Annotated in this window: 10 protein-coding genes and 1 pseudogene; 4 read left to right on the plus strand and 7 right to left on the minus strand. The window is 70.9% G+C overall.

Annotated features, from left to right (window positions below; genetic code table 11):
* Positions 1-613: class F sortase (locus ACFWU9_RS01120; protein WP_384313602.1), on the plus strand; the 613-nt coding region annotated here is incomplete at its 5' end.
* Between the two features lie 119 nt (positions 614-732).
* Here the strand turns inward: ACFWU9_RS01120 and ACFWU9_RS01125 are convergent.
* The 3 genes and pseudogenes from ACFWU9_RS01125 to ACFWU9_RS01135 all read right to left on the minus strand — a co-directional run.
* A complete protein-coding gene (locus ACFWU9_RS01125; RefSeq protein ID WP_384313604.1) occupies positions 733-1,665 on the minus strand; it encodes a hypothetical protein in 933 nt (310 codons plus the stop codon).
* A 387-nt stretch (positions 1,666-2,052) separates the two neighbouring features.
* Positions 2,053-2,745 carry an HAD family hydrolase gene (locus ACFWU9_RS01130; protein WP_384313606.1) on the minus strand — a complete coding sequence of 231 codons (693 nt, stop codon included), beginning with the start codon at positions 2,743-2,745 and terminating at the stop codon, positions 2,053-2,055.
* Between the two features lie 226 nt (positions 2,746-2,971).
* Positions 2,972-3,820: pseudogene (locus ACFWU9_RS01135) on the minus strand (ScbA/BarX family gamma-butyrolactone biosynthesis protein); the annotation flags it as partial.
* Positions 3,821-3,997: 177 nt separating this feature from the next.
* Here ACFWU9_RS01135 and ACFWU9_RS01140 point away from each other — a divergent pair.
* On the plus strand, positions 3,998-4,627 hold the full coding sequence (locus ACFWU9_RS01140; protein ID WP_384313608.1) for a ScbR family autoregulator-binding transcription factor: 630 nt from the start codon (positions 3,998-4,000) through the stop codon (positions 4,625-4,627).
* Between the two features lie 338 nt (positions 4,628-4,965).
* Positions 4,966-5,577 (plus strand): DNA-binding response regulator, encoded by a 612-nt coding sequence (locus ACFWU9_RS01145; protein ID WP_384313610.1) that lies wholly within the window; start codon positions 4,966-4,968, stop codon positions 5,575-5,577.
* A 35-nt stretch (positions 5,578-5,612) separates the two neighbouring features.
* Here the strand turns inward: ACFWU9_RS01145 and ACFWU9_RS01150 are convergent, their stop codons facing one another.
* The 4 genes from ACFWU9_RS01150 to lanKC all read right to left on the minus strand — a co-directional run bounded on the left by ACFWU9_RS01150 (position 5,613) and on the right by lanKC (position 12,415).
* Entirely contained in the window at positions 5,613-7,394 is a 1,782-nt protein-coding gene (locus ACFWU9_RS01150) for an ATP-binding cassette domain-containing protein (protein WP_384313612.1), read from the minus strand.
* A 32-nt stretch (positions 7,395-7,426) separates the two neighbouring features.
* Complete coding sequence (locus tag ACFWU9_RS01155; RefSeq protein WP_384313614.1) at positions 7,427-9,337, minus strand: ABC transporter transmembrane domain-containing protein; 1,911 nt, start codon at positions 9,335-9,337, stop codon at positions 7,427-7,429.
* Positions 9,338-9,487: 150 nt separating this feature from the next.
* Positions 9,488-9,616: a SapB/AmfS family lanthipeptide gene (locus tag ACFWU9_RS01160; protein ID WP_023536623.1), complete on the minus strand. Its 129-nt coding sequence runs from the start codon at positions 9,614-9,616 to the stop codon at positions 9,488-9,490.
* Positions 9,617-9,649: 33 nt separating this feature from the next.
* Positions 9,650-12,415 (minus strand): class III lanthionine synthetase LanKC, encoded by a 2,766-nt coding sequence (gene lanKC / locus ACFWU9_RS01165; RefSeq protein ID WP_384313616.1) that lies wholly within the window; start codon positions 12,413-12,415, stop codon positions 9,650-9,652.
* Positions 12,416-13,401: 986 nt separating this feature from the next.
* Here lanKC and ACFWU9_RS01170 point away from each other — a divergent pair.
* Positions 13,402-14,229 carry a class I SAM-dependent methyltransferase gene (locus tag ACFWU9_RS01170; RefSeq protein WP_384313618.1) on the plus strand — a complete coding sequence of 276 codons (828 nt, stop codon included), beginning with the start codon at positions 13,402-13,404 and terminating at the stop codon, positions 14,227-14,229.
* The last annotated feature ends 196 nt before the right edge of the window (positions 14,230-14,425 follow it).

Raw genomic sequence — 14,425 nt, forward strand, 5'->3', positions numbered from 1 at the left:
GGGAATGGGCCAGCAGCAGCCCGCACCGCCGCGGGCCGTCGACAAAGGCGGTCCACCGGTCGCCGATTCGGCGACGCGACCGCCGGACGGCGACCCGTCCGGACTGTCCGGTTCAGGACTGGAACAGGTCCCGGCCCTCCCCGCGTCCGATCCCATACGGGTCCTGATCCCCTCGCTCAAGGTGTCCTCGTCACTGGAACGGCTGGGACTCGACAAGAACCAGGCCATGGAGACTCCGAAAAACCCGGACAAGGCAGGCTGGTACCAGCCAGGACCAGCCCCCGGCACCAACGGCCCCTCGGTCATCGCGGGTCACGTCACCTGGAACGGCACACCCACCGTCTTCTTCAACCTCACCAAGATCAACCCCGGCGACAAAGTACAGGTCGCCCGTGAGGACGGCCTGACCGCCGAGTTCACCGTGGATCGCGTAGCCACCTACCCCAAGGATGACTTCCCCACCGTCGAGGTCTACCGCAACCTCGACCACGCCGGACTCCGGCTCATCACCTGCGGCGGCAAGTACTCCCAAGCCGACAGCCGGTACGCCGACAACGTGGTCGTATACGCGAGCCTCACCGGAAGCCACAAGTCCACCCCGGACGAACTCTGATCTCCCCGCCTGAACCCGACTGGAATGACGCGCCGACTTGCCTTTGCCTCGGTCGTGTCGCGGCGTCTGATTTTCGACCACCCACCCCGTCTGTTTGGTGTGTACCGGTCGGCGAACGGTTAGTTGGCGCAGCGGATCCTGGGCAGGGCCTTGTCGGGGTGGGCAGCGTGAACGTATTTCACGGCGGTGTGCGGGTGGAGTCCGAACAGGCGGACAAGATGGACGGGGTCGGCTGTCTGGCGGGCTTCGTCGAGTACGCGGTCGGCCCACACCTCACGCGGTTTGAGTCCGATCCGCTCGAAGGGTGCTCGCAAGCCGGTGTAGCTCAGCCGCGGGCGGGCTGGGTGGTGAGCGGTGTGGGTGGTGATGATCAGGCGCCTGTTCGGGGAGTTCGGCCGGCGCTCGCGACGCTCGGCGAGCCGAGCGGTGATCAGCATGGCGGTGAACTGGTCGAGGTAGACGGTGTGGATGCCGTCGCGGCGGCGCACGGTCAGTGTGTGGTGGGCGAGGTCGGCATCGTCCAGTTGCAGGCGGGCGACGTCGGCAGTCTTCAGGGCGTGGATGGCGACCAGGGTGACGATCAGCCGGGCGGCCGGTGTGTCGAGACGCTCCAGGGCTCCGTGCAGCCGATCGCTCAGCAGCGGGGCCGGCACACGGACATGTGGAGTTGAAGACAGGTCGGCCATGGGGTTGTTGAAGACGATGCGCTGCTGCTTGAGCGCGCGGAAGTAGGGACCGCGTGACCACTCGGCGCCGCCCGCGATACCCGTTCGGGGACACGGAGGGTCTGTTGTGAGGGAGAAGGGGGGCGGCCGCTTGGGGTCCCGGCGGCGCGGGGCGGTCATCGCGAAGGCGCTGCGGGGATCGGCGGCGGTGGGATACGAGGCCGTGTGCCGGTCGTCCGCGAGCATCTCCCGCGACGCGGCGCCCGCCTTGGCGCGCTCGGCGCACCGCTGCGCTCGCTCGTCGTCCCCCTCCTCGGTCGCCAGGCGGGACCGGTCGGCCCACTCGCGGGCACTGTCGAACGCCTCCTGGGCGGGATGCCCGGCCACGGCCGCCACGCTCTGCGCCAACGCGGAAGGCGCCGCGCGCTGCGCGGCCCGTACGGCGGGATGCGACGAGGCGCAGCGCCGGCTTCGACTTCGACCCGCATACGGTGCCCGCTCCTTCCCTACCTGCTCACTGACCGGTCGGCCACCGTGGTGGCCGGCCGTATTGGTGCTGGTTGGAGCGGGTTGTGGACAGAGACGGAGCGCGGAGAACGCGCAGGATGGTGGTCAGCAGGAGAACGAAGCCGGCGAGCGGCGTCGAGCAGGCGACGCGTTCCCGCATCCGTACCAACCCCCTCGTCCCCGCAGGCCAGTTGGGGCGACACTATCGGCGGTGACGGGGCTTTCGGGGGCGGTTGCGGCTTCCGGGGCCGCGCCGGGGCCGGGGCCTCAGCGTGAGGTCTGCCGGGGGATGCGCGCGTCGGCCCACCGTGAGAGGTCCGGCTCAGCGAGCGAGGTGACCCACAGGTCGACCATCGCCGTGGTCCGATCCCCGGGCCAGGGGCCCACCCCGAGCACCCGCATGCCGGCCCGCGACGCCGCTTCGACACCGCACAGGGAGTCCTCCACGGCGAGTGTGTCGGCCGGGTCCGTCCCGCAGAGGCCTGCGGCGGCGAGGTAGACGTCGGGCTGCGGTTTGGGCCGGATTCCGGTGTCGGGGACCACGATGTGGTCGAAGTAGCCTCGCAGACCGGCCGTGTCGAGGCAGGACTCGACGACCTCGCGCGGGCAGTTGCTCGCCACGGCCAGCGGGGCGAACGTGGCGGCGGACACGACCAGTTCACGGGCTCCGGGCATGGTCAAGGGGTTCTCGGCGACGAGGTCGCGGAAGATCCGGAGCAGACTGCCGGTCATCTCCCCGACGAGGTCGGGCCGTCCGGCCTCCTCGGCCATGAGCTGGCCACACTGCGTGTAGTGCAGTCCCTTGGCCCGGTCGGCGAAGCCCGGGGCGGGGGCGAGGCCGAACTCGCCGAGCGCGTGTTCTCGCGCGTCCTGCCAGTGTCTTTCGGTGTCCATGAGGGTGCCGTCGCAGTCGAAGACGATGGCCGAGGGGGTCCAGGAGAGGACTCGTTCAGAGGTCATTCGCGTTGTTCCGTTCCGCAGTGCCCGCGGAGGGCGGAACGCCGGGCACCGTGCCGTCAGGCATGGTCGTCGCGCAGGCCGCCGGATCCTGGGGCGGGATCGGTTCCCGGTGGGCGAACATGGCGGAGGAAGGTTTCTCCGGGCCCAGCCAAGAACATAACGATCACTACGGTATGAAGGATCACGGAAAGTGGTCAAGTGGTGACACATAGGTATGAAAATGTGCTTACCGGTACTCCATAGCTCCATAAGCGACATACCGGCCCCCCTGGAGAACACGGAAAGCGCAGGTCCGGTGGTGCGGCACAGCCGGCACGCGGGCGGCCGGCGCGGACTCGGCGAAGCGCATGGCTTTCAGCCGACCGGCGGTAGGGCGCACCCACCGGCCCTCGCTCGCCCGCGCGCCGGACCGTCGCGCCGCCTCCAGCAGGACCATGCCCGGCACATGGTCCGACGGGTGGTCGAAGAAGAAGGGGTGCCGCGGATCGGCCGGCCGTAGCCGTACGGTGCCGCCGTCGACCGCGATCATCGCGTCGCGCGCGTCGGCCACTCCTATCCGCCCGATGTCCGGCCGGTCACCCCGTCCGGTGGGCGCGGGCGGAGCGGCGGTCGCCCCGGCACCGCGTATCGCGGCGTACCGCTCCGGGCTCAGGAAGCGCGCCCCGCCGCCGACTTGCGCGAGTACCCCGGAGTCGGCCCAGACTGAGATCCCCGTACGCAGTCCGGTGACGGTGCCGTCCGCCCCTTTGCGTATGTCGGTCACTCTTGCGCGGCAGGTCACGTCCGTGGAATCGGAGGCGGCCCGGGGCTCCCTGGCCGGATCGATCCGGAAGGACAGGTCGGTGATCAGCGGCCGGAATTCGGGCGGCACCGCGTAATGGCACAGCGGCAGATACATGCCGAGCTCGCGCATCGTCTCGATGACGATCAGCGAACTGTGCAGGTCCGCGCCGTCCCGGGGAAACGTGGGATGTGATCTCGGCCAGGAAGCCGCCGCGTTGAATACGTCTCTCCGCGTTCCGGGGCGTACCTCGGTGAGCGGCACCTCGGCCGCCGACCTGCGGTGCACCAGTTCACGAGGTACGGTCCGTGGCCGGCTGAGCCGGGATCAGCCGGTGAAAACACCCACCGAATTATTCATATGACCAGAAGAATTTATCCCCTTCGGGTCCGCACTCTGTCCTTTCGGTCGTGACCGCTTCATGGACTAGATTTCCGTGCCGTATCGGGACGACGCGGCATCGGGGTGCATGTGCAGGGACGGGCGAAGGCGACACGGCGTTCTCTTCTGGAGGCGGCTGCGCAACTGTTCGAGGAGCGGGGTTACGCGGGCACGAGCATCAGCGACATCAGCGCGCTTTCCGGCCGGACGAGCGGTGCGATCTACTTCCATTACGCCTGCAAGGAGAATCTCGCCCTCGCGGTGATGGAGGAAGTGTTCGACACCTGGCCCGCGCTGGTCAGACGCCACCGCGAGGCGAACATTCCGGCCCTGGAGAAGCTTGTCGCGCTGAGTTTCTCGGTCGCCCGTGCCTTCCGCGACGATGTCGTGGTACGAGGCGGCTCACGGCTCTGGGCGGAACGCAAGTCCGTCGGCGCGTCCCTTCCCTCTCCGTTCGTTGGCTGGGTCGAGACCGTGGTCGGCCTGCTGGAGGAGGCCCGTCGCGAGGGGGTGCTCACCCCGTCCGTCGTTCCCCGGAAGGCGGGGAACGCCGTCGTGTACGCCTTCTTCGGACTGCATGCCGTCTCCGACGCGCTGGACGGCCAGGAGCACATCGAGGACAGGCTGCGCGACCTGTGGCTCCTCCTGCTGCCCGCGCTCCAGGCGCACCCCCGGCCCAGCCCGCTTCTCGACCGGGCGGTGCATTTCTCGAACGGGTGAGCCCGGAGCGGCCTGCCCGGCTCGGTCGGGTCCGGCTCGGGGCATATGCGCTCGGGCCGAACGGATTGGTCGCCCAGGGGATTTCGACTCGATCCAATCGCCAGTTGACCGGATAGCTCTTTTTCAGTCCGCTCGTCGTTCTGACGTGACAGGTTTTCCACGAGGGTTGATCAGCGAATAAATGACGGGGGGCGCGCTGAGGAGCAATATGTGCAGATCGGGGGCTCACGGCAGTATGAAGAGTGCCTCACCTTCCGGTCGTTACCGAGTTCCAGTTGGCGTATGAGGGGCAGTGGATGTGAGTCGACTGCTGATCGACCACTACGAGGGGGCGCGCGATGATCAAGGTTCATGTAGTACACGGGGTAGGACTGTTCCGTTCCGCCCTGGTGGCGTTGTTGCGCTCCGAGGAGACGTTCGACGTCTCGGACGGTCCGCAGCGGCAGACGCGCCAGGGGCGCCAGGGGGCGCACAGCACGTCGCCGCATGTCTGGGTGACCGACATCGACTGTCTCGATGACCCGGCGAGCACGGGACCGCGTGTACCCGGCAACGGGCAGGGCGGTAAGGGGGCGTTATTGGTGCTGACTTCGGTGAGAAAGCCGGGAGCGCTGCTGAGGGCATTCGAGGCGGGGGCACTCGGTTATGTCGACAAGGACGGCGATCCGAGCCGGCTGATCGAGGCAATTCACCAGGTCGCCGGGGGTGAGCGATTCGTGGATGATTCCCTGGCCTGTGACTTTCTCCAGGCGACGAAGATTCCTCTGACACCACGGGAGTTGAGCGCGCTGGGGCTCGCGGCGCAGGGGGCGCCCATAGGTGAGATAGCGAACTCGCTGAATCTGTCCTGCGGGACGATACGCAATTACCTGGCCTCCGCGATGCGCAAGGTCGGCGCGCGCAATCGCATGGACGCCATACGCATCTCCCAGGACGCGGGCTGGCTGTAGCGGTGGGCGCGGCCGGGGCCCCGCGCCGCGGGAGTTCAGCGGTCGCCGGCCGGCGGGGTGTGCTGCCAGTGGCCGACCAGGTCACGGTAGAGCGAGGAGCTCGCCAGGAGTTCGTCGTGGGTGCCCAACCGCGGTGCGGTGCCGTCCAGTACGAGCACCCGGTCCGCCCGGCGCGCGGACGACAGCCGGTGGGCCACGACGATCAGCGCGCCGTCGGGGGCGGGTGCCTTGTCGGCGTGGAGCCGTGCGGCGAAAGCGCGTTCGGCGTGCGCCTCCGTGACAGGGTCCATGTGGCAGGTGGCCTCGTCGAGCACTACGAGCGGGGCGGGGGAGAGGTACGCGCGGCACAGCGCCAGCAGTTGGCGCTCACCGTGGGACAGCTCCCGGGGGTCGAGTACGGCCTCCGGGCCGCCCAGCCGGTGGACGAGGGACTCGGCGCCCAGCGCCCCCATTGCTTCGGCGAGTTCGGCGTCGGTGGCGTCCGGCCGCAGGTGCAGGAGGTTGTCACGGACGCTGCCGGTGAAAACGTAGGCCTGCTGCGGGATCAGGACACGTCGCTCCGCGAGTTCCGGGGCGGTCCGGCCGGTGACCGGCTCTCCGCCGAGCAGCACGGCGCCCTGGTCGGGCCTGACGAGCCCGGAGACGACACTCGCGAGGGTGGACTTGCCGATGCCGCTCGGGCCGACGACGGCGAGGTGTTCGCCGCGCCGGACGGTGAGGTGGAGGCCGTCCAGCACGGGCGGGGAGCCGGGGCCGTAGGCGTGGGTGACGGCACGGACCTCGACCGCCGGTGCGGGGCCCTGGCGGGGGCCCGGCGCGGGGCCGCCACGTGGCGGGGTGGGTACCGGCGGTCCGGGAACGGCCGTGGCGTCCTGGAACCGGTCGACCACCACCAGCAGCCTCGTCCCCGCCGCGCCGAGCGCGGTCATCATGCTGTGCAGCGCGGGCAGCAGGGCCTGGAGCAGGTAGGTCAGCGCACCGGCCAGCGCACCGGTCGTCACGCCCTGCCGCAGCAGCCACGGGGTGCTGACCAGGAGAAGGAGCACGGGGAGCTGGCCGGCGACCCCGAGCGCCACCGTGCGTACCGCCGCCCAGCGGGCGAGTACCCGGGACGTCCGCTCGGCGGAGGCGAAGAGCCGCCCCGTACGTGCCGCCGCGTCCGCCTGCGCGCCGCAGGCCACCAGGTCGCGATGGCCGGCGGACACGGCTCCCGCACCCTCGGCCACGGCCTCGTCCGCGTCCAGGAAGCGGCTCTGGGCCGAGGCCATCGGCAGCAGCGTGGCGAGGAAGAGCGCGATGCCCACGACGAGCGGCGGCACGACCACGAGGAGCAGTTCGGGGGCGAGGGCCAGCAGGCCGATCAGCGCGCCGACGGCGTTGAAGACGAACGCCCGTACGGTGAGGACGAGTCCGGCGAAGCTGTCGCGGACGATCTCGGTCTGGTGGGTGAGCCGCGACACGGCACCGGTGTCGGAGCGGTCGGTGCGGTTCGGATCGGTGACCGCCCGGCGCAACGCCTGCCGGACCGCGCGCCGTACGAGCGCGTCCCGCAACGGCTCTGTCAGCTCGGCGAGTTGGGCGAAGACGCCCCGCATGGGAGGTCCGGCCCCCAGGATCGCGACGGCGGCCACCGCGAGCCACCCGAGACCGGTGCCGGTGTGCCCCGAGAGGAACCCGCGGTCGAGTGCCTGGGCGAGGCAGTACCCGCCGAGGAAGGTCTGCCCGGACTCCAGCAACGACCAGCCACCGAGCCGCAGAAGAACGCGCCTCCTGCCCCTGAGAAACCGCCGCCCGTCCGGCCAACTCCTCCGCACCATCCCCCGCCCACCGCCTGTCTCGCGGGAGGCGCTCATCGGTCGGCCCGGCGGGTGTTGGGCGTCGCCGTGGAGGGTGGCGCGGGCGTGTGCCCGCCGTCGGCGTTCCTGGGGGGTGCGAGGCCGGCCACGGCCGACTCGGCGCCGACGGCCGGCGCCCCGTCAGCCGTCGGCCCGGTGCCGACCGTGCCCGTCCCACCCGGCCCAACGGCCGCCCCCGGCCGGGAGGGTTCCGACGGCGCGGCGAACAGGGCGCGGTAGTCGTCCGAGCCCCACAGCTCCTCGTGCGGGCCCGTCGCCCGTACCCGGCCGTTCTCCAGCCAGATCACCAGGTCGCTGCGGGCCGCCGAGGAGAGGCGGTGGGCGACGACCAGCCGGGTGCCGGGGCAGACGTCCCCGGCGAGGGCGCGTTCCACCTGGTGCTCCGTGACCGTGTCCAGGCTGGACGTCGCGTCGTCCAGCACCAGCAGCCGGCCGGCACGGGCGAACGCCCTTGCCAGACCCAGGCGTTGAAGCTCCCCGCCGGAGAGCGGCGCGGCGTCGGGCGCGGTCGCGTACCCCCGTGGGAGCAGCATCACGAACGCGTCCGCGCTCGCCGCACGCGCCGCCGCCCGGACCCGTTCCTCCGCCACCGGCGCACGGCCGGCGAGCGCCTCGGCGAGCGTGGCGCCGAACAGGACCGGGCGCTCGAAGGCGTAGCCGACCTCACGGCGCAGTTCATGGTGTGGTACGGCCCCGAGCGGGACGCCGTCCAGCAGGACGACCCCCTGGTCCGGTTCCGTGAGCCGCCCGGCGACCGCCGCCAGCGTGGACTTACCCGCGCCCGAGCGGCCGACGACCGCCACCGACGCGCCTGCGGGAATCGTCAGGTCCACACCGTCGAGGACACGGCGGCCCTCGCGCGTCACGGTCACCCCGCGCAGGTCCAGCGCCCCGAGACCCCCGGGCGGCAGACTCCGTGTTCCGTACGTCATGGCGGGCAGACCCATCAGCTCGGCCGTCCGGCGGGCCGCCGCGCGGCTGCGGATCAGGGCGCCGAGCAGGCCCGCCGCCGTACCGACACCGGCGGCGAGCGCCGCGTAGCGGGCGGCGGCCAGCAGCTCGCCGACGCTCAGGTCCCCCGACGCGAGCCGGATGCCGCCGACCGCCAGGACCACGGTCGTCAGCAGCGGCATGAGCACACCGCTGCGCGCTACCGCGGCGCCGTGGATCCGCCACATCCGCCGCCCCTGCGCGGCCAGTTCGGGCAGCGGGGTGAGGACACGGTCTCGATCGCGGGCCTCGGTGCCGGCGGCGGCGATGGTCCGGGCCCCGGCCAGCGCCTCCACCAGGCGCGTTGCGATGTCCGCCTGGACACGCTGGTACTTCGCGACGCTGTCGGAGGAACCTCGGGCGAAGGCGCGCAGGAGCAGCAGCAGCAGGGGCAGCCCCGCGAGGAAGCCGAGCGCGGTCCACGGGTCGATCAGGAAGAGTGTGACGACCGCCCCGGCCGGCGTGAGGAGCGAGGCGCCGAGTGTCGCGGCGGAGACGGGCGCGGTGCTCGCCTCGGTGGCGTTCGCGGTGAGCCGGACGGCCACGTCGCCGGGCGGGAAGCGGGCGGCGTGGCCCGGCCACGCGGAGAGCAGGTGGTGCACGCCCCTGGTGCGGAGCCAGGCGGCGGACCGGGCGCTTGTCGTGCCGCCGAACAGCGCCACCAGCGCGTCCAGCAGCACCTCCGCGGCGATGACGGCCGCGCAGGCGAGCAGCCAGGCGTCCGCCTCGGGGCTGCGTTCGAGCAGGAGGTCGAGGGTGCGTCCGAGGACGGCGGGCAGCGCGAGGGACGCGGCGGCGGACGCGGCGGAACAGAGGAAGACCACCGCGATGCGGCCCGCGCTGTGCCGTGCGGCCCCCAGCAGGAGACCGGCGGCTGTCGCGGCGCGGTCGTCGCGAGCGGACGGCGTCTTCAAGAAGAGAGTCCCCCCTCGGTTCGGGTGGCGGCCGGCGCGGTCTCTCGTACGAGCCGCCGCAGCGCTGTACGTCCGCGAGCGCCGGACGGGTTGGAGAGCCCGTCCGGCGCTCGCGGCACCAGGTCATCGGCCGGCCGACGACCGGCGGTGTCAGTTACAGGTGGTGATGCTCAGGCTGCTGTCACCGCAGAGCAGCAGGCTCGCCCGGCTGCCGGTGGCGACGTCGCCCGTGGCCTCTTCCTTCGGGGTCTCCATCGACTGAAGGTCAAGAAGGTTCATGATTGTGCCTCTCTTCTATGGGGACGGTGTTGTTCACGACTCCGGGAGGAGCCGGCTCATGGGCCGCTTCTTCAGCGGCGGGAGGAACGGCAGCCGCGCGGGCTCGTTCGCGTGGGCGGCCGCGACCGCCAGCAGACAGCCGGCGGTACCGGTCGCGAGGTCCATGGAGAGCCGCATCATCTGCTCCCCGGGGAAGGCGAGTTGGCCCCGGTAGGGCAGCGCGTGCCAGGCGAGCGTGCCCAACTGCCTCTCGATGTCGGCCGGTTCGGTACCGGGGCCCGTCACCGACGTACGGCTCAGGTGGAGCGCCATGCCGGCCGCGCCGCGGAAGAGGCCGGGCTGCGCGTAGAACGTGGCCTGGGCCGCCCGTACGATCTCGCCGCGCGCCCGCTCGAACCGTTCGTCGGGGCGGTGGACGAGATAGTCGTCGAGGACCATGCCGATACCGACGCTGCCCGCTCCCAGGTAGGGCATGGTGCGCCAGCCCTCGTTCACCTGGAGTGTGCCGCCCGCGCTCCGTACGCAGCGGTCCAGGTCGCTCCCCAGCGCCCGTTCCGCGAGATCGAGCAGCGCGGTGTCGCCGGTGCGTTCGTACAGGCGGATGAAGAGAAGCGCCACTCCGGCGCCGCCGTACAGCAGCCCGGCCCGGTGGGTGGCGTCGGCCACCCGCGCGCCGCCCGTGGCCGTCTCCGGAGGCGCGGTGTCCAGGGCGCGGGCGGCGAGTTCGGCGCAGACCTGGGCCGCGTCGTCCAGGCCGCTCTCGCCGGTCGCCTCCCCGAGCGCGCTGAGCGCGAGGCCCAGACCGGCGACGCCGCCGTGCAGATCGGCGGGCAGTTCGTGCCAGGACTGACGGAGTGTCAACTCGGCCAGTTCCAGCGCGCGGTGCGGATGTCCGAGCCGGTGCAGGGTCCAGCTGAGGCCGGCGAGGCCGTCGTAGAAGCCCAGCGGGGTCCCGGACCCGGGCTGCTTGGTGCGCTCCAGCAGCCATTCCTCGGCGCGGGGGCAGGGGTCCGCGCCGCTCTCCGCGAGTGCGTAGAGAACACCGGCGGTGCCGTAGCCGAAGGAGAGACCGCCGCCGGTGGTGGCGAACTGGGCGATGTCGCCGGGGAAACAACGGTCGTCGCGTTCCGGGGTCGCGGAGGCGAGGATCGCGCGGACCATGGAGTCGCGGCTCTCCGGCCAGTTGCCGGGCTGGGCGGGCAGATAGGGCTCGGCAGGTACCGCGGATCCCGTCCGCGTGGCCGCCCTCCGTGCGGCCGGGGCGGCCTCCGTGTCCGGCCCTGCGGCCGCGTCCGCGTGGTCGCCCGCGCCCCGCCCCGCCTCCGCGCCCGGCTCGCGCGTGATCTCCGCGACCGCTTCGTCCAGGAAGGCCCGGTCGACGGGGAATTCCCGCGCCACCACCTCCGCCAGATGCGCCGCCTTCCCCCGGTCGATCGCGAAGAGACTGGTCAGCGGTATGAACAGGGCCAGACGGAGACAGGCCAGCGCGTACCGGTCGACATCGAAGCCGCGCCGGCTCGCGGGTGCCACGAACGCCGGGTTGGCGACGGTCTGCCGCCCGTGGTCGGCGGCGGGCGCCGCGGCCTCGAAGTCCAGGAGTACGACGGACGACTCGTCCTCGGAGACCATGATGTTGAACAGGTGCAGGTCGTTGAAGACGATCCCGCGCTCGTGCACCGCCTCGACGGCCCGCTCCACCAGGCCGTAGATCCGCAGCGCCCACTCCGTGTACTCGGCGAGCCGCTCGGCTCCCGGATCCGCGTCGATCAGCGGATGTCTGAGGGCGAAGAAGGAGTTGAGGGGCTTGCCCTCCACGAACTCCAGCACCAGGAAGTGGTGGCCCCCGACCTCGAACGTGTCGCGGACCTCCGGGGTGCAGGCGAGCCCCGACAGCCTCTCCAGGGCGTGCCGCTCCCGGCCGAGGCGGGTCACCGCGTCGGCGCCGTCCGCCGCCAGGCCGGCGTGCGGCCTGGCCTCCTTGAGCACCACCTTCTCGCCGGTCCTGCTGTCGTGGCCGACGTACACGCCACCGCCGTTGGAGAAGTGCAGTGCCTGTTCCACGACGTACGGCGACGCCTTCACGGTCGTCGCGGCGCGCGCCTCCAGGTGCGGAAGGAGTACGTCGGGCGGGGTGATCCAGTCGGGTGTCCGGAAGACGGGCCCGCGCAGGTCGGGTACGAGCTTGCCGTCGGCGTTCTCGATCGCCGGGCGCAGCATGCCGTCGGCGTAGCAGTCGCGACGGGTGAAGCTGCCGTACCGGACGTGGACGGGGCCGGCGTTCCATCGGAGGTCGCTCAGGATGTACGGGCCGGGCTCGCCGGCCAGCAGTACGTCCAGTTCCCCGGCGACACGGCCGAACTGCTCGTCGTCCGCCGGGTAGATGGTGATGAATTTGCCGCTGGCGCCACGGTCGGCGTATTTGGCGTTCCGCGTGTGCAGCAGATATCTGCTCGGCACGAATTTGAAGGCGATACGGCGGGCGAGGCAGTAGGCCATTGTCCGGTCGAGAATCGACTCGGCGTTGTCCAGGCAGGCGGACAGGTGAATCTTCCAGCCCTGGGCGGGCAGTTCGTGCTCCACCGGGCGTAACGACAGCCAGTCACCGCTGTGATGACGCTGCCAGCCGTCGGGCACGGGGCGGCCCGCAGCTCCGTACCACCCGCCGGTGCCGCGTCCGGCGGCCCCGGCGGAATTCTCGGAATGTGCCGACGGGTCCGCGTCGTTGGCGTGAGACAGGTGATGAGGCGAGTCGTAGAAATACCGGTTCGCGTCGCAGAACACGGCGTAACCCTTGTTCACATTCCCTCCCTCGTCGGCGACAGCGCCAACCGTGCCATGCCGCCGAGGGAGGCCCATAGTCGCCGATGTCATTGAAAAACCATGCATTACGCACGAGTAACAAGGGCATTGCGTCGCGCGCCACAGCCTCCTGACGACCTGCCCCGCCCGGGACCTTCACCGCCGCCGAGGGGCCGGCGGCCTACTCGTGGTCGGTGCGGAGGTCGGCAGTCAGGGCCGCGCGGGCCCACTCCTCCCAGGCGTCGGGCTTGGAGGTCAGCGGCTTCGCAGCGGCGTGCTGAACGATGTGGCACGGGTCCGGGCCGGCGGGCCACTGCGCGGCGATCTCCCGACCTCGCCACCCCCCCCGTGGGACACCACCACCGGCGTTCCGGCGAAGATTCGTGTGGAGCCGATGGGCGACCTCGTCAAGCGCATGGGGCGCAGCCCGGCAAAGCAACGCTGTAACCAGCCATCCCCGTAACCTTCCCCCAGCGCGTGTCAGCGTCCGTGTTGCAACGATCCCTGGAATCCACCTCTCCGGCTTCAAACTTGCTCCTCTTTCCCGTCGTCTTCGACGGTGTAGGGGACGCGGAAGAGGCGCAGGCGCGCTTGCCTCCGACACCATCAGCAGCCCGGCCGGTGCCGGCGCGAGCGAGGGATCGGCTCGCAGCGCGGCCCGCGCCACCGCCTCGTACAGCCGCCGCTCAGCCCAGCATGCGGGCCTCGGACACCTGCCGGGCTGGCACCGGCACCCGGTTCTTCCGCAGCAACGTCACCACGTGGTTGAACAGCGCCACCGGCCCCCCGTCGTGTCCTTTTTCTTTGCTTCGGTGACGCGGTCGGGGAGGTTGTCGCGGATCTCGACCAGGCGGCTGCGCTGTGCGGGGTCGGGGCGCAGGAGTGAGCAGTGGACGCAGGCTTCTTTGAACTACCGGCAGCAGCGGGTCGGTGGTTGCCGGTAATCCAGTGGCCCTGCGGGGACGAGCCCCATAGTTTGTGCGTTCGTGACTGATGATCCGCAGATGCGCCCGAATCGACACGACCTCGGCCGAGTGTTCAACGAGGTGCCGGAACTCTACGACCGGGTCCGGCCGGGATACCCCGACGAACTGTTCGCGGACCTCGGCGCCCTCACCGGCATGGACGAAAGGTCGTCGGTGCTGGAGGTGGGCTGCGGTACCGGTCAGGCGACGCGCACACTGGCAGCGCTCGGATGCTCTGTGACCGCCGTTGAGCCGGGCACGGACATGGCCGCGCTCGCTCGCCGGCGGATCGCCTCCTTTCACAACGTCGAAGTCGAGACGTCGACCTTTGAGGAGTGGGACGACCGCGGTCGACGCTTCGATGTTCTCGTGGCCGCATCGTCTTGGCACTGGGTCGACCCGTCGGTCGGCTGGCAGCGAGCGCACGCCGTGCTCTCTCCCGGAGGTTGGATGGCGCTGCTCGGCCACGTTGTCGTCCGTCGGCCGGGAGAACCGGAGTTGTATGCCGAGACCGCCGATCTGCACGAGCGGTTCTGTCCGGGGGACCCCAACTGGGGTCATCCGCCGCTGGAGGACGACGTGCCCGCCACCGACGAGGGTTGGGGCCTGGTCGACGATCCCGGGGGATTGTTCGGTCCAACGATCGTGCGCTGGTATCCAACCGTTCAGTGGTTCGACGGAGACGGCTTCGCCGATCATCTTCGCTCGTTGTCGCTGTACCGGAGGCTCGACCGCGACGTCCGTGAGCCCCTGCTCGACGCCATCGCCGAGCGCATCCGCGTGCGGATGGGAGATCGGGCATCACGTCGTTATCTGACCGTCCTGCGGGTCGGACGCCGCGCCGAATGAGGCCAGGGACCGATCGCTGAACAATCGGCTGCGGCACAGTCGGCAGTTGGAGAGCACTCTTTCGTCTCCGGCCTGCCGAGGGCGATTTGGCCGGGGGTCGGCATGCCGAGGCTGACCGTACGGGATCGGCGAGTCGCCTCGGCATCGAACTGCGCGAGTTTGTCCTGGGCGCCGACGAGGCAGACCTGCAGGCCCT

Source organism: Streptomyces sp. NPDC058653 (assembly GCF_042716895.1).
Taxonomy (GTDB): Bacteria; Actinomycetota; Actinomycetes; order Streptomycetales; family Streptomycetaceae; genus Streptomyces.

Bases quoted from the DNA above. Each gene is read 5' to 3' on its own strand.
- ACFWU9_RS01130 (WP_384313606.1), bottom strand. From the start codon at position 2,745: ATGACCTCTGAACGAGTCCTCTCCTGGACCCCCTCGGCCATCGTCTTC.
- ACFWU9_RS01145 (WP_384313610.1), top strand. From the start codon at position 4,966: ATGATCAAGGTTCATGTAGTACACGGGGTAGGACTGTTCCGTTCCGCC.
- ACFWU9_RS01150 (WP_384313612.1), bottom strand. From the start codon at position 7,394: ATGGTGCGGAGGAGTTGGCCGGACGGGCGGCGGTTTCTCAGGGGCAGG.
- ACFWU9_RS01160 (WP_023536623.1), bottom strand. From the start codon at position 9,616: ATGAACCTTCTTGACCTTCAGTCGATGGAGACCCCGAAGGAAGAGGCC.